A 17,402-nucleotide genomic window follows, 5' to 3' on the forward strand; every position below is an offset into this window, starting at 1 on the left:
TCAGGGGGTTCCCCTTCTCTTCAGGGCACGGTCGACCAGGGTTCCCGCCGCTCCCGTGTACCGGGTCGGGTCGAGCAGAACGGCCACCTCCTCGGGGGTGCACACGCCGTGCAGCTCGGGCAGCCGCGCGAGGACGTCGCCCAGGGGACGCCCCTCGCGGTCGGCGGCCGTGGAGGCGTCGGTGAGCAGCTGCTTCGCGGCGGCCTTGCCGAGGCGGGGTGCGAGGACGGCGGCGAGACGCTCCGAGACGATCCGGCTTCCGGTCAGGTCGAGGTTGGCCCGCATCCGGGCCGGGTTCACGGTGAGCCCCTCGGCGAGTTCGACCGTGGTGTGGGCAGCGCCGCCGGCCAGGCGCAGGCAGTCGCGCAGCAGCGGCCACTCGGCGTGCCAGGCGCCCGCCGAACGCTCGTCCTCGGTGGTCAGGCACTGGGTGAGCCCGGCCGCGAGCACCGGCACCTGCAGAGCGGCCGACCTGATGAGGGTGGCGAGGACCGGGTTGCGCTTGTGCGGCATCGCCGACGAGACCCCGCGTCCGGCCGGGGCCGGCTCGGTGACCTCGCCGATCTCGGTCCGGGCAAGCACCTGCACGTCCATGGCGATCTTGCCGAGAGCGGCCGCGGTGTGCGCGAGGGCGGCGGCGAGGTCGGCGACCGGGGTGCGCAGCGCATGCCACGGCAGGACGGGCCGGGCGAGGCCGGTCTCGGCGGCGTACGCGTCGACGATCCGGTCCAGGTAGGTGCCGTCGCTCACCTCGCCCTCGGGGGTGGCGAGTTCGGCGTACTGCAGGTATCCGGCCAGGGTGCCGGCCGCGCCGCCGAGCGACACGGGCAGGCCGTCGTGGCGTACGCGGGCGAGCCGCTCGATCGCGTCGAGGACGAGATGCCGCCAGCCTGCGGCCTTGAGTCCGAAGGTGACCGGCACCGCGTGCAACGCGAGGGTGCGGCCCGCCTGGGGCGTGTCGCGGTGGCGCGCGGCGAGCACGCCGAGGGCGGCGGCGACGCGATGCAGATCCGCCAGGACGAGGTCGAGGGCGCGGGCCGCGACCAGCATGGACCCGGTGTCCAGGACGTCCTGGCTGGTGGAGCCGCGGTGCACGTACTCGGCGGCGTCCGCGTCCCGCTCCGCGACGGCGGCCGTGAACGCGGCGACCAGGCCGACGACCGGGTTGGCGGTCTCGCGCGCGGCGACCGCGAGGGCGCGCACGTCGAGGGCGCAGGTCCCGGCCACGTCCGTGATCGTCTCCGCGGCCCGCCGCGGCACGGTGCCGAGGCGGGCCTGGGCGCGGGCCAGTGCGGCCTCGGCGTCCAGCATGGCCCGCAGCCAGGCCTGATCCGAGGTCGCAGCCTCCACGAGGGTGTCGGCGCGTACCGGCGCGAGCAGGCCGGAGTCCGGTTCCGGAGCCAGGCAGGCGCGTTCGGCAGCGTCGTACGGGGGCTTCGTACCGCTCATGCGTCCGCTCCGATCAGCGCGGGGGGTGCATCCGCCGAGACGACCGCGGCGGCGATCGCGTCCGCGTCCTCCAGGGTCACCGAGCCGACGCCCGGGCGGATGCCGGCGGCCGTGACCCAGTGCACCGACTCCGTCGGCACGCCGTACGCGAACCGCCGCGGGTGGGCGCGGCCCGCGGCGTCCACGAGGCGGTAGGGACGCTCGGTGACGGCGAGGCCTCCGGTCTCGTACGCCTCGCCGTCCCTGCCGGGAATCCGGTAGGGGGCGCACTGCCCGGTCTCGAGCAGCCGGCGGAGCAGCGGGTCGGTGGTGCGGCGCAGGTCGGGGTCCGGCAGGCGGGCCTCGATGAGGGCCCGCGCCCGCACCCGTACGTCCGGCAGCGCGGTGCTGCTCGCCACGAAGGCGCCGTCCTCCGCCGTGACGCGCAGGCCGGGGCCGAGGCAGGTGACGACGCCGGCCTCGATCAGGGCGATGAGTTCCTCGATCCGGGAGGCCGGAGGCCCGATGGAGAGGAAGGCATTGAGCGGGGTGTACCAGCCGTGCAGGGCGTCGCGGTACGAAGCGCCGTCGATGCCGCTGTGGTCGACCACGAGACGTATCTCGTTGCGCAGGTCGCGCAGGACGTCGAGGGCGGCCTTGACCGGTCCGCTGACGTTGCCCTCGCGAGCGTGCGCCACGTCGGCGCGCAGATACGCGAGAAGCCAGCTGTGGAAGTCCTCGGCACCGGTGAACTCGCGCCGCCCGTAGGGCCGGGCGACGCGCTCCCAGTCCCAGCGGTCCACCGCGTCCACCTCGGCCTCGTCGAGCAGAGCCTGCTCCTCGGCGCCGGGCGCCGCGGCCAGATAGCGGTCGGCGAAGGCGGTGTCGTCAAGGCCGCGGGAGGTGAGCAGCGCCGCGTAGTAGACGGCCTCCACCTCCTTGGCGATCAGCGGCCACACGTCCGCGTCGAAGTCGGCTGACTCACCGCGGGCGGTACGCGAGCGCAGCTCGGCGGCCTTGGCGGCGGTCAGCAGTCGCGGGTGGTGGCGACCGTGGGCGCCCTTCTCGTTCTCGCCGCGCGCGTGGTACGGCACTCCGCGCCGCGATCCCGCGTACAGGCGGGGCTCGCGGCCCGAGGGCCGGTAGACGGGGCGGCCGTCGGCGCCGCGTTCGAACCGTCCGCCGCGGCCGAGCGTGAGCAGGGCCATGTGGTCGAAGAAGTTGAGGCCGAGGCCGCGCAGCACCACGGGTTCCCCGGGCGCGATGTCCGCGAGGTCCACGTCGGCCGGGTTGGCGGGGGCGAGGTAGCACAGGCCGTGGCGGGCCGCGTGGGCGGCCAGCTCCGTCTCGCTCCGGGTGGGCTCGGCGTCGACGTGGCCCTGGGCGAGCACCACGGCGTCCAGGCCCGCCAGTACGGTGCCGTCGGACAGGACGAGGCGCTGCAGAGCACCGTCCTCATCGGCGAGGTCGACGGCGCGGGCCCGGTGCACGCGGACGGTGATGTGTCCGGGCACGGTGCTGACGAGCCGGTCGAAGACCCACTCCAGATAGCGGCCGTAGAAGGCGCGAGAGGGGTACGAGTCCGGGCCGAGCGCACGGGCCTCGGCGAGGTCGTCCGCGTCGAGGCCGTCCCCGCCGGCTCCTGTCTCGTGCGCCAGGGCGCAAGCCCACGCGTAGAGGCTGGGTCCCTCCTCGATCGGTCCCTCGATGCTGACGCTCGCGTCGGTGAACACGCTGACCTGACAGGCCACAGTGTTCATCAGAAGTTCACGAGGCTGCGCCGTGCGCCAGACCCGGCCCGCTCCGGGCGGCGCGGGGTCCACGACATGGACCGTCAGACGGTCGCACGAGGGGGACTTGCGTTCCTGCGCGCACAACCGTTCCAGTACGGAAAGGCCGCGCGGGCCCGCGCCGACGAGTCCGATGGCGTGTTGTCTCTCGTTCACCCGGGGATCTCCGGTCGGCAGGCGGCGGTTGGGGCGGGGGGTGGATGGGAGAGTCACGCGCCGGATCCGTTCCAGCCGATGTCCTGCCCCGGGCCCTCCCCCACGTTCCAGCCGATGTCGGACGCCTGGACACCGTTCCAGCCGATGTCGGACGCCTGGACACCGTTCCAGCCGATGTCCCCCGCCACCGCGGACGCCGCCCCGGCCGGTACGAGTCCGAGCAGCAGGGCCGTGAGCCCGCCCGCCACAGGTCTCGCCGTGACACGCTGCACGAAGAAGATCCCCCTGGACACAGAACTCCCCTTTTTTTGTCCACACTGGAAACCGGCGCACAGGAATTCACCCGCCGCCTTCGGCAATGGTTCGCAGACGCAAGAACGGAATGCACAAATCCGTGTCGCGCCGCTTCCTTGAGGCGCGCATCCGGAGCCGACTTCCTCTCCCCGGCTCCTCGCTGCGGCTCTGCGAAGAAATCTGCCACCCCTGGAGTTCTCGCGACAGATCATCAATACTTCGGGTCGGCGCACTGCCGGGAAACGAGGGATCAGATGAACATACCGAGCGATCACGCGAGTACGCTGCACCACGTCGCGCGCACCTTGCATGAACTCGCGGACACCGTGTCCACTCAGGCGGATCAGGCGGAAGCGGACTGCTCCGGTTGCGGCTGCGCGGAAGCGCCCGCCGGCATCACGTACATCCAGGGAATGCCCGAGATCCAGGCGACGATCCAGCGCACGGTCGACCGGTCCATGTCCGAGATCCTCACGGCACAGCCGGAGGGCCCGCGGCCCGAGGCGGTGCTCCAGGACGCACTCAGCGGCGTCCGCGACCGGATCGCCGCCGGAGTGTCAATGCGCACGCTCTATCAGCACAGCACGCGGTTCGACGAGCCGACCAAGGAGTACGTCCGGGCGGTCACCGGCTACGGCGTCCAAGTCCGCACCCTCGCCGAGTTCTTCGACCGTGTGATCATCGTCGACCGCAAGCTCGCGTTCATCCCCGGGAACGCGGACCGCACCACGGCCGTCTTAGTCACCGAGCCGGCCATCGTGCGGTTCCTGACCGACGTCTTCGAGCGGGCGTGGGACCGTGCCGAGCCCCACCCGTTCCTGCCGGTGCGGGCCGCCGAGGCCGCAACCGACATCGTGCCCGCGATGCGGGACGCCATCTGCAAGCTGCTGACGGAGGGCAAGTCGGACCGGGAGATAGCCCGGCGACTCGGGTTCAGCCTGCGTTCACTGCAGTCCCATGTCGCCCGTCTCAAGGACCAGTACGGTGCCCAGCACCGCCTGCAACTCGGATACCTCATGGGAATCGAAGAGGCGCAGGCAGCGACGAAACCAAGGGAAAAGAATGGGGAATCGGGTGAACCACTGCGGGACCTTGCGGGGAAATTCACGGGAATCTAGGCTCGCGGCGCACGGGTCGATCGCGCAATTCCCGGATCCCGTGGTCGCACTGCTCTGTGACTTCTCCGAAGGACATGTAGGATTCCATGACACCGCTGACGCCGTACAGCCTCTTCGCCAATGAGAACCCGTATCCGCCGCTACCCTCCGTGCGGGAGCTCCTCCATGCCGAAGCGGCCCGCATCAACCGCTACCCCGACCGATACGCCATCGCGCTGACCGAGGCTCTCGCGCGCCGGTTCGACGTGCCGCCCGGACATCTGACGCTCGGCGCCGGATCCGTGGGCGTGGCCCTGCACCTGCTGCACTCCGCGCTCGGCACGGGCGGTGGTGACGTCGTCTTCGCCTGGCCCTCGTTCGAGGCCTATCCGCATCTGGCCCAGGTGTGCGGCGGAACCCCGGTCCCGGTGCCGCTGGACGGCCACCGGCACGATCTGGACGCACTCGCGGACGCGGTGACCGCGCGTACGCGCGTGGTGTTCGTATGCAATCCCAACAATCCCACGGGCACGGTGGTCAGCCGCGGAGAACTGGAGCGTTTTCTCGCCAGGATTCCGGAACACGTCCTGGTCGTGCTCGACGAGGCATACCGGGAATTCGTCAGGGACGCGGACATACCCGATGGCATCGAGCTGTACCGTGACAGGCTCAACCTCGTGGTATTGCGCACCTTTTCCAAGGCATACGGCCTGGCGGGGCTGCGCATAGGATTCGCCGTCGCCCATGAACCCGTGGCAGCCAAGGTACGTGGCGCGGCGGTGCCGTTCGGGGTGGGTTCCCTCGCCCAGGCGGCGGCCGTCGCCTCCCTCGATGCCGAGGACGAACTGATGGAGCGGGTGGAGGCCCTGGTCAAGGAGCGCGAGCGGGTACGGCGCGGGCTGCTCGCCGTCGGCTGCGAGGTGCCGCCGACGGAGGCCAACTTCCTGTGGCTTCCCCTCGGCGAGAGGACCACCGCGTTCGCCGAGGCGTGCGCGGCGCAGGGGGTGCGGGTGCGGGCCTTCGACGGGGAGGGCGCGCGCGTGACCGTCGGCGAGCCGGAGGCCAACACCCTGGTGGTGCGGGTGGCGGCGGACTTCGCCGGATGACACCTCACGGCGGCCGTCCGGCTATGCGGCCGGCTTCGTAGCCGTCAGCAGGTACTCGTGCGAACGGTTGGTGACCATCGGGTCGTCGCCGCCGACCGGCCAGTCGTAGAGGTGGACGCGTTCGTCGCCCAGGATCAGATGGCGGCCGAGCATGCGGGCCGCGTCCCAGGCCAGGGGGACGAACGCGCCGTCGATCCGCCGGTTCTGCACCGCGATCACCGCGTACGTGCCCGGGCGCATCACCGCGGCGATGGCGCCGAAGGCGTCGTCCAGCGCCTCCAGATAGACGTCGTACTCACGCAGCGCGTACATGGTCGCGGGATCGGCTCCCGTCAGGTCGAGCGCCGTCCCGAAGTAGGGCAGGTCGCACAGGACCAGGTCCACGGACTCGGGGTCGAGCGGTGGCTTGCGGGCGTCGCCGCACAGCATCCTCTGGCCGGAGTACGGCGCGATGCGACGCCGCGCCTGCTCCACCCGGTTCGCGTCGATCTCCAGGCCGATGCCGCGTCTGTCCTCGACCGCGCAGGCCACCAGGGTCGTGCCCCAGCCTGCGAACGGGTCGAGTACCACATCACCGGGCTCGCTGAACTCACGGATCAAAGGACGGAGTTGGGCCACCATGCCGCAGGAGCCCGCGGCATCGGGCCGCACGAACTCGGGGTCCTCCTCCTCGAGGACCAGCCAGCTGGAGACTCCCATTGACGATCACAGCCTTTCGGACAAGGAGAACGGGCAGGGCGTGCAGAGAAGCGAGTGGGGCGTGCGGGGAAGGACGGAGCCGTGGGTACGGCCGTGACGGGCGGGCGCGGTCCGGGTCAGGCCCGGGCCCGCTCCGCGGACCCGTCCTCGGGCTCGGTCTCGGCCACGCGCGGACGCGGATACACCGCCTCCTCCGGCAGCCGCCGCTCCAAGCGCAGGACGCCCAGGGACGAGACCGTCGCGCCCGCCGCGAGGACCAGCCACATCGCCGTCGGCGACAGGGTTAGCAGGGCCGTCAGAACGGCGGGGGCCAGGGCCATGGGCACCGCCCAGGACAGCTGGTAGACCGCGAGGTGCCGGCCCCGCGTCTCCTCCGGCGCGGCCTGGGCGCACAGCGCGGACGCCGTGGCGCCGTGCATCAGCTCGCCCGCCGTGAACAGCAGCGTCGCCGCGAAGACGCCGACCAGGACGACCGTCTTGTCCCCCACCGAGGCGAGGACCGCGAACACCACGAACGAAGCCGCGAACACGGCCGCGCCCAACGCCACCGCGCGTGAGCGGCGGAACGCGACGAGGCTTCGCGTGACCGGGATCTGCAGGAGCGCGATACCCACCGTATTGACGGCGTACAGGACGCCCACCAGCGAGTGGGACGCGCCCAGGTCCTGGGTGACATAGGCCGGGATGCCGACCGAGAGCACCGTGTAGCCGAACGCCGTCGGCACATTGAGCAGGGTCAGGGCGAGGAACGGGCGGTTGCGGGCCACGAGCCGGTAGCCGCCCTTGCGGGAGACACGCGGGCCCGCGGAGGCCGCCTTCCGTACGGGAATGGAACCGATGCACGCGGCCGCGGCCACGTAGCCGGCGGCAGCTCCGAACACGATCACGTGGTAGAGCGCGTCGCTGCCCAGGGCAAGCACGGCGCCCGCGAGCAGACCGCCGACGCCCAGACCGGCGTTGCGCAGGCTGCGCTGGACGGCGAGCAGCTTGTCGCGGTCCGCGCCCTGGACGAACTCGGCGATGAAGGACTGGATCGCCGGCGGGTACGACATGTCGCCGAGCGCCACCAGCAGAAGCACGGCGAACATGCTGACGCCGTTGTCCACCAGCGGATACGTGCAGAACCCGGCGGCCCGCAGCAGATAACCGCCGGTGACGACGGCACGGGCCCCGAACCGGTCGATGAGGACCCCCGCCGCCGGATTGCTGATCAGGCCGATCATCGCCGCGGCGGTCATCAGGGTGCCGACCTGGGTGAGCGGAAGCCCGGTGACGTGGTGGAAGTACAGCAGGGACAAGGGCAGGTACATACCGCTGCCGGTGGCGTCGACCACCATGCCCAGCATGTAACGCGCCCTCGCCGACGGGCCTCTCGTCGTCACGGTGCCTCCGCGGTCTCGGCGATCTCGGTGTGCTCCCGCACCCAGTCCCCGAGCGCGCGCAGCCGGCGCTCGCACTCCGCGCGGGTCGGCGCGGAGCCCACCGCAGCGGCGAGGAAGTCGGCGGAGCCCGCGGCGGGAGCGATGGCCTGGCCCTCCTCGGCGAACAGCCAGAAGCCCGTGAGCCAGGGTTCGTCGGGCTCCGGCGGCAACGCGCGCACGAGCCCCGGCCGTTTCATGGTGAGCATCTGCCCAGACATGCACCGGGGCGCGGGCAGTCCGGAGGTCTCCGTCAGCTCCCTCATTGCTTCCGAACGGGTGTGACCGGCTTCGGCGCGCGCGGCGTACTCGCCGAGGTGCACGCCGAACAGGGTGTGGAAGACCTCTCGGATCTTGGCGCCACCGGAGCGGCAGGCGCTCTCGCACAGCACGAGCTGGTCGTCGGGGGTGTGGAAGACCTCCATGTGGAAGGCGTAGTCGCGCAGCCGCGAGCCCTCGGGCGTCAGCGTGGCGAGGACCTTCTCGGCGAAGTTCAGCAGCCGCGGGGTGAGCGGGTCGTCCCGGTCGAGGGTCACGTCGATGCGCGGGCCCGGGTCCGAGGCGAAGGAAGCGAGGTCGTACTGGTACTGCGAGGGCCAGGCCACGGCCGGCCGTCCGTCGGCCACGAAGCCGTCGACATGGCACATGCGGCCCGGTACGAATCCCTCCAGCAGCACGTCCTCACGCTCGCCCGCGCCGTACGCGTCCTTCAGGCACTCCTCGAAGGCGGCCTCGTCCCGCAGGATGCGCAGACCGACCGAGTTGAAGCCGTGGCGGTGCTTGAAAACGAGCGGAAAGCCCTGCGCCGCCGCGAACCGCCGGGCCTGCTCGGTGGTCCGGGGCTGGACGTACGGCGCCACCGCGATGCCGGCCTTCTGCGCGCGCGCCTTCATCAGGGCCTTGTCGCGGAACGGCAGCACGTCGGCGTGCCACGCACCGGGCAGCCCGAGCCTCTCGCGCAGCCGAGCGGCCCGCAGCAGGTCCGCCTCGTGCAGCGCGATCACGTGGGTGACGCCGTGCGCGGCGGCGAGTTCGAGAGCACGGGCATCGACCTCGGCGGCGTCGAAGTCGTCGAAGATCTCCAGCCGGGTGTAGCCGAGGGCGCCGTCGGGCATTTTCTCGCCGGCCAGCTCGATCTTGTCGCGGGCGGCGAGGACCACGATGTCGCCGGTGTGGTCCGGCAGCCAAGCACGGTACGGGAACGGGTCCAGCGGATTGCGGTGCAGGATCAGCAGGTTCGCGTGCTCCCCGGTCCCCGCCGGCTGTGCGAGACCGGTACGGCCGTCGGGGTGCGCGAGGACGATCCGGAGGTGCTCCTCGACGACCTCGGCGCCGCGCCGTACGGCGGCGTCCGTGTCGCCGGCGGCGACGGCGACCAGGCCGAGCCGGTCCCAGTTGTCCCGCAGCGGCCGCACGGTGTCGCCGGGCCGGGCACTGATGCGCACGTCGATGACGCCGTCCGCTCCGCGCGCCTCCTCGACCCCGGCGACGGACTCCACGCGGGCGCCGGGCGCGCCGACCAGGGCGCGGACACAGGCACCGCCGTGCGACCGCGGCCGGTCGGGCAGCTCCTCGGCCAGGCCGAAGGGATGGGAGAGCGCGAGTGAGATCAGATCGATGCCGTACGCGCCGTGCACCAGTTCGGGGATGACGTCGCCGGCGATCCGGTTGTGGCTCTCGATCACGCGCGGCCCCCGGGCGGTGAGGCGTACCTCCGTGTGGCACACGCCGTCGCGCAGACCCATCACGTCGAGGAAGCCGCGCACCGCATCCCGCAGCGCGTCCTCGTCCCGTGCGGGCAGCCGGGCCGGCACGGCGTGGCCCAGCTCGGCGAAGTGGCCCTCCGCGGTGAACTTCTCCGTGATCGCGACGATCACGTGCCGGCCCGCGAAGCTGAACGACTCGACGCTGAACTCGGGCCCGTCCAGGTACTCCTCCATCAGGAAGTCCCGCAGCACGAACAGAGAGGAGACCCGGTCGGTCCGGGTGCCGACGAGCCGGTCCACCTCGTCCCACACCCGGCCGGTGTCATCCGGTCCCTCGACGCACTGGACACCGATGCTCGCGGTGGCGTCGGCGGGCTTGACGACGAAGGGGAAGCCGTACGACGCCCCGAAGGCGCCCAGGTCCTCGCGGCTGTGCAGGGATTGGGCCCGTACGGCCCGCGCCGGGTCGTGCTCGGCGAGATACCGCCGCATCACGGCCTTGTCCCGGAACCGGCGCGTGACCTCGTACCCGGTCCCGTGCAGCCCTAACAAGTCGTTGACCCGCCCGGCGTTCTCCAGTCCCGGCTCGGTCAGCGACGTGGCCACGGTGAAACCGGGACTCTCGTGCCAGGCGCGCACGACGGGCTCGACCAGCGCCCAGTCCGTGTAGTCGACGACCTCGACAGCCGTGGCTAACCGGTTCTGCTCCTCGCTCACCTTGGTCGAATGCTGGAGCAGCAACACGCTCAGCCCGAGGTCACAGGCTTTTTTTACCGTTTCGTCGGTACCGCCGACGAGCACCAGGGTGCGCTCGGGGTTCATCTCGGTCCCTCTCTCCTCCCTACGTCCGCAGGGAACTGTGTCTCGTGCGAAGGCGGCGGGGCCATGGGGACAAAGGTTCGGGTCGTGGCAGTGCGGGGATCGGGGGGATCCGGTATGGGAGCAAAAGGTGCGGGCGTGCGGGTGGCCCGCCTCGGTCAGGGCGCGTTCCCGGAGACCACGGCCCGGACCTTGCCTCCTTTCGGCACGTCTGCCGTGACCAGTGCCATCGCCCCGATCAGCGCGTCGTCCCCCACGGTGATCGGCCCGAGCAGCGTCGCCCCCACCCCCACCGTCACCCCGTTCCCGAGGCGCGGATGCCGGCGCTTCCCGTCCTCGAGCCCGCGCTCCCTGTCGTGCCACCACCCGCGCGACCCCAGTGTCACCTGGTGGAAGAGCGACACGTCGTCGCCGATGACCGCGGTCTCGCCGATCACGACACCGGCACCGTGGTCGACGAAGAAGCGCCGCCCGATCCGCGCCCCGGGGTGGATCTCGACGCCGCCCGTGAGGCCCTTCGCCAGCACGGAGACCAGCCGCGCCGTGGCGAAATGGCCGCGCCGGTACAGACGATAGGCCACACGATGCCCGAGCAGGGCGGTCACCGTCGGGTGCAGCAGGGCCTCACGACGGGACCGCACGGAGGGGTCACGGGCCGTGACCACGTCGAGGACCTGGAAGGCGCGCCGCAGCAGGCTCTCGCGGGACGCGTCAGCGCTCACCAGAGGGCTCCGTCTCGGGCCACCAGCTCAGATAGCGCTCACCGCTGTCGGGGAACACGGTCGCCACGACCGCGTCCGCCAGGTCGTGACGGCGGGCGAGTTCGAGGCAGCCGTACGCGGCCGCGCCCGCGGAGATCCCGACGAGGAGCCCGGTGCGGGCGGCGATGGCGCGTGTGGTGGCGGCGGCGTCCTCGTCGCCGACGACGATCACCTCGTCGACGAGGTCCACGTCGGTGACAGGGCTGATGAAGCCGCCGTTGAGGCCGGGGATGCGGTGCGGTCCCGGCTCACCGCCGGACAGGAGCGGGGAGCCCGCGGGTTCGACGGCGACGACCGTCAGGTCCGGGTTCTGCCGGCGCAGATAGCGGGCGCAGCCGGTCAGGGTGCCGCCGGTGCCGACCCCGCACACCAGGTAGTCGACGCGGCCGCCGGCATCGCGCCAGATCTCGGGTCCGGTCGTCATGTAGTGGGCCCGTACGTTGTCGGGGTTCTCGTGCTGGCGCGCGTACCAGGAGCCCGGGATCTCGGCGTGGAGTTTCTCGGCGCGCTCGACGCAGCCCGCGAAGCCGAGCGTGTGGTCGGTGAACTCCACCTCGGCGCCGAGCATCCGCAGGGTGAGGACGCGCTCGCGCGAGGCGTTGTCGGGCAGCACGATCCGGCACGGGTAGCCGCGTGCGGCGGCGAGCGCGGTGAGGGCGATCCCGGTATTGCCGGAGGTCGACTCGATGACCGTGGCGCCCGGTGCGAGCGCGCCGGACTCCTCGGCGGCGCGCAGCATGAACAGGGCGGCCCGGTCCTTGATGCTGGACAGCGGGTTGGCGGACTCCAGCTTGGCGAGGACACGGGCGGTCTCGGGCAGCCCGTCGAGGGCGAGCCGGAGCAGGGGTGTGTCGCCGACGAGGTCCTCGAAGGACGTGGCGATGCGGCCGGTGCGTACCTGGTTCACTATGGCTGCGTCTTCCTCGGTCTCAGTTCCGTGCGCCGGAGCCGGCGGGATCGACATGGACGCGCAGGGTCTCCCGCACGAACTTCAGGGCGTCCTCGCGCTCACCCGGCGTGGCGGCGTCGACCAGGACGTGGCCCATGCGCCGGCCGGACGAGGTGAGCGGCAGCACCGCGTCACCGGGGCCCTTGCGGAGTCTGACCCGCACCACTGCAGGATGCGCGAGGACCTCGTCGGTGCCGGTGATTTCCCGGATGGTGCCGGGCGCCGCGGTCGGGAACACCGTGGCCGCGTACGACACCGGCTGCTGCGGCAGGGGTGCGAGGGGCAGTCCTGTGGCGAGGCGCACCATGGCCTCGTACAGGTTGAAGCCGTACGTACGGCTGATCGCGTCGGGCAGGTAGTCGCCGGGCGTGCGGACGGCGATCTCCATGAGGACGGGGCCGCGCGAACCCACCTTGAACTCCAGGTGCACGAGTCCGGTGCGCATCCCGATGGCCGCGCACACCCGGGTCGTCAAGTCGTCCACCTGTGCCGCGAGTTCCCTGTCGAAACGGTGACCGCAGCGGTGTGCGAGCTCGACGAAGTACGGCGGCGGGGTGGTCTCCTTCGCGGTGACGTTCGTGAACAGCACCTCGCCGTCCCGCAGCAGCGCCTCCCAGCTGTACTCGGGGCCCTCGACCGCCTCCTCGACCAGGACCTGGCCCTCGGTGCCGCGGCGGGCGATCACCTCGTCGACGTCCGCCGCGTCGCTCACCAGCTCGACGCCCCGGCTGCCGGCGAGGGTCAGCGGTTTGACGACGACCGGCAGCCGGTCGAGCATCCAGTCGCGGGCCTCCGCGACCGAGCCGACGTGCACGTGGTCCGGCTGCGGGACGTCGTACGCGGCGAACGTGGCCCGCTGCAGCGCCTTGTTGCGGGAGACGACAGCCGCGTGCAGCGAGGGGCCGCGCAGCCCGTACCGCTCCTGCACGAGCGCACCGGCGAGGACGTGCGGCTCGGCGAACGCGATCAGGCCGTCAGGCGTGCCCTCGGCGGCGGCCTCGGTGACGGCGCGCACCCAGGACTCGTCGTGGGCGCCGGCCACCCGGTGGAAACGCTCGGCCAGGTCGAGCGGGCGACCGTCCCACGCGGCGGCCGACTCGACGGCACGGACGCGCAGACCGAGCCGCGCGGCTGCCTCCAGGTAGGGGCGGCCCATCACGCCGACGCCGACGAGCAGCAGTTCCTTGGTGTCGTACGGCCCTTCGGGGCCCAGCGATGCGGTGGTCATCGGGCACGTCCTTCGGAGGGTTCGACGGGTACGGTGCCGACGCCGGAGGCCTCGGCGGGTTCGACGGCCTCGGCGGGCTCAACGGCCTCGGCGGGCTCAACGGCTTCGACGAGCTTGAGCAGCCGTGTCACGGGACCGACGAGGAGCGCCGCCACGGCGAACAGCGCCGCGAGCCCGAACCATCCGGCGGGCCCCGCCACGGTCACCACGGCCGTGACCAGGACCGGGCCGACGATGCGCTGACCGGTCCCGCCGAGGCTGAACACCGCAAGGTAGATGCCCTTGCGGTCCTCGGGCGCGCAGTTGTAGCTCAGATCCCAGCCGCCGGTCGCCTGCCACATCTCGCCGAACGTGAGCAGCACACAGCCGACGACGAGCAGCGCACCCGCGACCCACGCGGCCGAGGGTCCGCTCGCGGCGGCGAGCGCGAGGCAGCACAGGACCATCGCGATCCCGGCGAGGCGCAGCGCGCGGACCGCGCCGCCCTCGCGTTCGGCGGCCTTGGCCACCGGGACCTGCAGCACGATCGACAACACGGTGTTGATCAGGATGAGGCCCGGCAGCAGCCCGGTCGGCATCTCGGTGGCCGCGAGCGCCCACAGCGGCAGGCCCACGGAGAGGATCGTCACATGCAGGTTGAGCACGCCGTTGAGGATGGTCAACAGCCCGTACCGCCAGTCGCGGAACTGGCGTACGGCGGTCAGCGGGGCCACCTTGTGCTGCGGCCTGTCGGCGCCCGAGATCCGCAGCCGCACCAGCATCAGCGCCGAGGCGAGGAACGCGGTCGCGGTGCCGAGGACGATCGCCCGGTACGTCCACACGCCGTCGGCGGCGAGCAGCGGTGCCGCGAGCAGCGCGCCGAGTGAGAAGCCCACGTTGCGGACCGTACGGATGATGGCCATGGTCCGCGTGCGGTCGCTACCCGCGACCGTCGCCGACGCCACGGCCTGCGTCATCGGCTGGGTCGCCGCCTCAGCCATGGCGAGCGCGCACGAGACGAGCGTGAAGCCGATGACGCCGTGCACGAAGCAGAGCGCCACGAACCCGCCCGCCCGCCACAGCTGCAGCGCGATGAGCGTACGCCGGGCACCGAAGTGGTCGCCGGCCGCACCGATCGGCACCGTGGCCAGGAACCCCACCACGCCCGAGATGGCGAGGCCGGTGCCGACCTCCCCGGCCGTGAGGCCCGCGGCTCGCACGAAGAACACCGCGGACGCGGCCAGGTACAGGCCCGTGCCGATCGCGTTGACGAGCGAGATGACCGTGAAGGTGCGGCCTCCGGAGGTGGCCGGGACGTAGTCGCGCCAGGTCGGAAGCCGCATCAGCGCTCACCTTCCGCGCGCGTCCCCGAATCCGTCGTGCGCACCGTGACCAGGGCCAGCGCCTGCTCCGCGCGGCGCGCGGCCTCGGCTCCGTCCCGCCCGGTCGCGACGACGAACCCGGCGCGCTCCCAGGAGCTGGTGACCGAGCGGAGGGTGGCGCCCGGTTCTACGGCCAGGTGCACCTCGTACACGCCCTCGGTGGCCCGCGCCCCCTCGGCGCCGCCGATCTCGTCGACGCGCCCGGGCGGCGCGGTCAGGAAGCGCACGGCCGCGCCGCGCCGGACGGGCAGCGGGTCGACGGGGCCGCGGTCCTCGAGGACCTTCAGCAGGCCAGCCAGGATGTCGGTGTCGTGGGCGAGATCGATCAGCACGGTGATGGCGCCGCCGGGCAGCCGGCCCGCGCACTCGACCAGGTACGGCTGTCCGTCGCCGGCGAGCATCCACTCGGAGTGCAGGACGCCGGTGCGGAAGCCTACGGTCTTCACGACCCGTGCCAGACCGTCGCGCAGCGCGCCGGCCGTGGCCGCGGGCAGGGCGGCGGGCACGGTGTGGCCGGTCTCGACCGGGTGTCGCGAGTCCTGGATCTGCTTGGCGGTGACGTTGACGAAGCCGAGTCCGCCGTCGTGGACGAGGGCTTCGACGCTGAACTCCGGTCCCCGCAGGCGCTGTTCGGCCAGGAAGCGGGCGGTGTCCGGGTAGGCGGCACGCAGCGTGGGCTCGTCGGCGGCGGTGGTGTGGCGCCAGGCGGCGGCCACGTCGTCGGCCGGGCCGAGCAGTTGGACGCCCAGGCTGGCCTGGCGGTTGGCGGGCTTGAGCACCGCCTCGCCGCCCTGCGCGTCCCGGAACGCGGCCACGTCGGCGGCGGTGTCGACCACCGCCCACGCGGGCTGTGCGACCCCGGACCCGTCGAGCGCGGCACGCAGCCGACCCTTGTCACGCAGGATCCGGGCGGCACCGAGGCCCGCACCGGGCAGACCCCAGGCCTCGGCGAGCGCGGCCGCCGTCACGACCGCGTACTCGACGACCGGGACGACCGCGCGCACCCGCTCCGGGCGCGGCACGGCGCCCGCGATTCGCTCGGGGCGCGCCTCGTCCTGCGTCGGCGCGGGCCGCAGCGCGGCCACGGACGGGTGCCGCTCCGGCAGGCCCGCAAGGCCGCGTGCCTCGATGACGGCGGGCTCCTCCAGGACGAGGACCGACCCGGCGGGCAGCTGGGTGTCCAGCTTGGCGAGCATGACCGGGCTGTAACCGACGAGGACGTGCGTGACGCTCCACGGCACCTCGGGTTCAACGTCCAGGGTGATCGCGGCCCGCACCCGCTCCTCCAGGGCGTCGAGCTCGGCGATGGTCGAGGCATCGATGAAGAAGGACACGGCGCGGTCCTCGGAGTTGCGCAGCTCGGTCAGGCGGGCACCACGGTCCTTGTGCACAAGGACGGCGCGCAGGGCGGGCGCGTCACCGGCGGCGCCGGGCGCGATACGGGGCCACAGGCCGCCGTCGCCGACCCAGACGGGCTCGGTGTCGAAGCCGTCCACGGTGACGTCGCGCAGCACGCCGGGCGTGTGCTCCAGGTAGACCTGGCGGGCCACCCGGGCCGGCGCCGGGTAGGAGGCGGGCTCGCCGAGGGCGATGCGGACGATCTCGGGCTCCAGCGGGGCGCCGGTGGCCAGTTCATACAGCACGCACAGCCCATCGCCCGGCGTACGGGCCGCGACCTCCATCAGGTACGGACGCCCCGCGACGTCGACTCGCCACTCGGCGTGCGCCATGCCGTCCTGGAAGCCGAGCGCGGCGAGCATCCGCGCGTTGGCGTCGAGCAGCACCGCGTCGTGGTCGAGTCGGTCGCTGGGCACGGTGTGGGACAGCTCGACGAACGTATGGGCGTGGGAGTCGGTGGTGTCCTTGCGGGTCGCGGAGGCGAACAGGACGCGCCCGTTCTGCACCAGGGACTCCACCGAGTACTCCTGCCCGGCGATCTTCTCCTCGACGAGCACGGTCTCGTGCTCCGGGTAGGTGTCGAGCAGTACCCGCAGCGCACCGGCGTCCGCCACGGTCTCGACACCCGAACTGGAGTGCCGGCTCGCGGGCTTGACGACGGCCGGATACAGCACCGCGGCCGCATCGAGCCCGGCCCGATCCTCCGGCGGCACGGTCAGGGACACGGGGCTGAACTCGGGCAGGTACCAGCGCTGCAGGTACTTGCTGCGGCAGGCCCGGGTGGCGCGCAGCCCCGGTGTAGGGACGCCGAGGGCGTCGGCGAGCAGCCCAGTCGGTTCCACCTGGGTCTCGCCGACGGCGTACGCGCCGACGATCCGGTAGGCCTCCCGCCAGCGCCGCGCCGCGGTGATCACGCCCGGCAGGTACGAGTTGTCGCGGGCGACGTCGCCGTCGACGAACGCGAACTCGTCGATGAGCGCCGCCGGGTGGTCCGGGTCCTCGGACGCGGCCAGGGCCTCGTCCCGCCACGCAGACGGCGTGACGAGCAGGATCTTCAGCCCGCGCCGGGCCAGCTCCTCCAGGTACAGGGGCGCACGGCACACGACCAGGAAGGATCCGGTGAGGACGAAGGCGTCCGGGCACACGGTCTGGGGATTCGACTCGTTGATGGTCACGGCTTCCTCTGTCGGTA

The 17,402-nt window shown here is 72.3% G+C and carries 13 protein-coding genes; 2 read left to right on the forward strand and 11 right to left on the reverse strand.

Annotated elements, in window-relative coordinates; translation table 11 throughout:
• The 3 genes from pcaB to DIZ27_RS19840 are packed head-to-tail and all read right to left on the reverse strand — an operon-like array spanning window position 1 to window position 3,667.
• Window positions 1-1,449 (reverse strand): 3-carboxy-cis,cis-muconate cycloisomerase, encoded by a 1,449-nt coding sequence (gene pcaB / locus DIZ27_RS19830; RefSeq protein WP_109379767.1) that lies wholly within the window; start codon window positions 1,447-1,449, stop codon window positions 1-3.
• The gene (locus DIZ27_RS19835; protein ID WP_109379768.1) at window positions 1,446-3,374 is read right to left on the reverse strand and encodes an FAD/NAD(P)-binding domain-containing protein; all 1,929 of its coding nucleotides are present in this window, start codon (window positions 3,372-3,374) and stop codon (window positions 1,446-1,448) included. Before DIZ27_RS19835 ends, pcaB begins: the two co-directional genes overlap by 4 nt.
• A 53-nt stretch (window positions 3,375-3,427) precedes the next feature.
• The gene (locus tag DIZ27_RS19840) at window positions 3,428-3,667 is read right to left on the reverse strand and encodes a hypothetical protein (RefSeq protein ID WP_109379769.1); all 240 of its coding nucleotides are present in this window, start codon (window positions 3,665-3,667) and stop codon (window positions 3,428-3,430) included.
• A gap of 255 nt (window positions 3,668-3,922) precedes the next feature.
• Here DIZ27_RS19840 and DIZ27_RS19845 point away from each other — a divergent pair, with 255 nt between their 5' ends.
• Together DIZ27_RS19845 and DIZ27_RS19850 are read left to right on the forward strand one after the other, a co-directional pair.
• A complete protein-coding gene (locus tag DIZ27_RS19845; RefSeq protein WP_109379770.1) occupies window positions 3,923-4,786 on the forward strand; it encodes a LuxR family transcriptional regulator in 864 nt (287 codons plus the stop codon).
• Window positions 4,787-4,872: 86 nt separating this feature from the next.
• Complete coding sequence (locus tag DIZ27_RS19850; protein ID WP_109379771.1) at window positions 4,873-5,871, forward strand: histidinol-phosphate transaminase; 999 nt, start codon at window positions 4,873-4,875, stop codon at window positions 5,869-5,871.
• Window positions 5,872-5,892: 21 nt separating this feature from the next.
• On the opposite strand, the gene DIZ27_RS19855 is transcribed toward DIZ27_RS19850, so the two are convergent.
• From DIZ27_RS19855 to DIZ27_RS47190, 8 genes are all read right to left on the reverse strand, one after another.
• Window positions 5,893-6,570, reverse strand: coding sequence for a TRM11 family methyltransferase (locus DIZ27_RS19855; protein ID WP_109379772.1), 678 nt, complete (start codon window positions 6,568-6,570; stop codon window positions 5,893-5,895).
• 116 nt (window positions 6,571-6,686) lie between these two features.
• The gene (locus DIZ27_RS19860; protein WP_258308461.1) at window positions 6,687-7,952 is read right to left on the reverse strand and encodes an MFS transporter; all 1,266 of its coding nucleotides are present in this window, start codon (window positions 7,950-7,952) and stop codon (window positions 6,687-6,689) included.
• Window positions 7,949-10,516 carry an ATP-grasp domain-containing protein gene (locus DIZ27_RS47185; RefSeq protein ID WP_258308462.1) on the reverse strand — a complete coding sequence of 856 codons (2,568 nt, stop codon included), beginning with the start codon at window positions 10,514-10,516 and terminating at the stop codon, window positions 7,949-7,951. Before DIZ27_RS47185 ends, DIZ27_RS19860 begins: the two co-directional genes overlap by 4 nt.
• A 155-nt stretch (window positions 10,517-10,671) precedes the next feature.
• On the reverse strand, window positions 10,672-11,235 hold the full coding sequence (gene epsC / locus DIZ27_RS19870) for a serine O-acetyltransferase EpsC (protein ID WP_258308463.1): 564 nt from the start codon (window positions 11,233-11,235) through the stop codon (window positions 10,672-10,674).
• The gene (locus tag DIZ27_RS19875) at window positions 11,225-12,181 is read right to left on the reverse strand and encodes a PLP-dependent cysteine synthase family protein (protein ID WP_258308464.1); all 957 of its coding nucleotides are present in this window, start codon (window positions 12,179-12,181) and stop codon (window positions 11,225-11,227) included. Before DIZ27_RS19875 ends, epsC begins: the two co-directional genes overlap by 11 nt.
• A 22-nt stretch (window positions 12,182-12,203) precedes the next feature.
• Window positions 12,204-13,451, reverse strand: coding sequence for an ATP-grasp domain-containing protein (locus DIZ27_RS19880; RefSeq protein WP_109379775.1), 1,248 nt, complete (start codon window positions 13,449-13,451; stop codon window positions 12,204-12,206).
• Entirely contained in the window at window positions 13,448-14,773 is a 1,326-nt protein-coding gene (locus tag DIZ27_RS19885) for an MFS transporter (RefSeq protein WP_109379776.1), read from the reverse strand. The genes DIZ27_RS19880 and DIZ27_RS19885 overlap by 4 nt, the downstream gene beginning before the upstream one ends.
• The gene (locus tag DIZ27_RS47190; protein WP_258308465.1) at window positions 14,773-17,385 is read right to left on the reverse strand and encodes an ATP-grasp domain-containing protein; all 2,613 of its coding nucleotides are present in this window, start codon (window positions 17,383-17,385) and stop codon (window positions 14,773-14,775) included. The genes DIZ27_RS19885 and DIZ27_RS47190 overlap by 1 nt, the downstream gene beginning before the upstream one ends.
• Window positions 17,386-17,402: the final 17 nt, after the last annotated feature.

Origin of the sequence: Streptomyces sp. NWU339, from assembly GCF_003143855.1 — a bacterium.
GTDB lineage: Bacteria > Actinomycetota > Actinomycetes > Streptomycetales > Streptomycetaceae > Streptomyces.

Coding starts and splice junctions, on each gene's coding strand:
- DIZ27_RS19845 (WP_109379770.1), top strand. CDS start 3,923: ATGAACATACCGAGCGATCACGCGAGTACGCTGCACCACGTCGCGCGC.
- DIZ27_RS47185 (WP_258308462.1), bottom strand. CDS start 10,516: ATGAACCCCGAGCGCACCCTGGTGCTCGTCGGCGGTACCGACGAAACG.
- DIZ27_RS19855 (WP_109379772.1), bottom strand. CDS start 6,570: ATGGGAGTCTCCAGCTGGCTGGTCCTCGAGGAGGAGGACCCCGAGTTC.
- DIZ27_RS19880 (WP_109379775.1), bottom strand. CDS start 13,451: ATGACCACCGCATCGCTGGGCCCCGAAGGGCCGTACGACACCAAGGAA.
- pcaB (WP_109379767.1), bottom strand. CDS start 1,449: ATGAGCGGTACGAAGCCCCCGTACGACGCTGCCGAACGCGCCTGCCTG.
- DIZ27_RS19850 (WP_109379771.1), top strand. CDS start 4,873: ATGACACCGCTGACGCCGTACAGCCTCTTCGCCAATGAGAACCCGTAT.
- DIZ27_RS19885 (WP_109379776.1), bottom strand. CDS start 14,773: ATGCGGCTTCCGACCTGGCGCGACTACGTCCCGGCCACCTCCGGAGGC.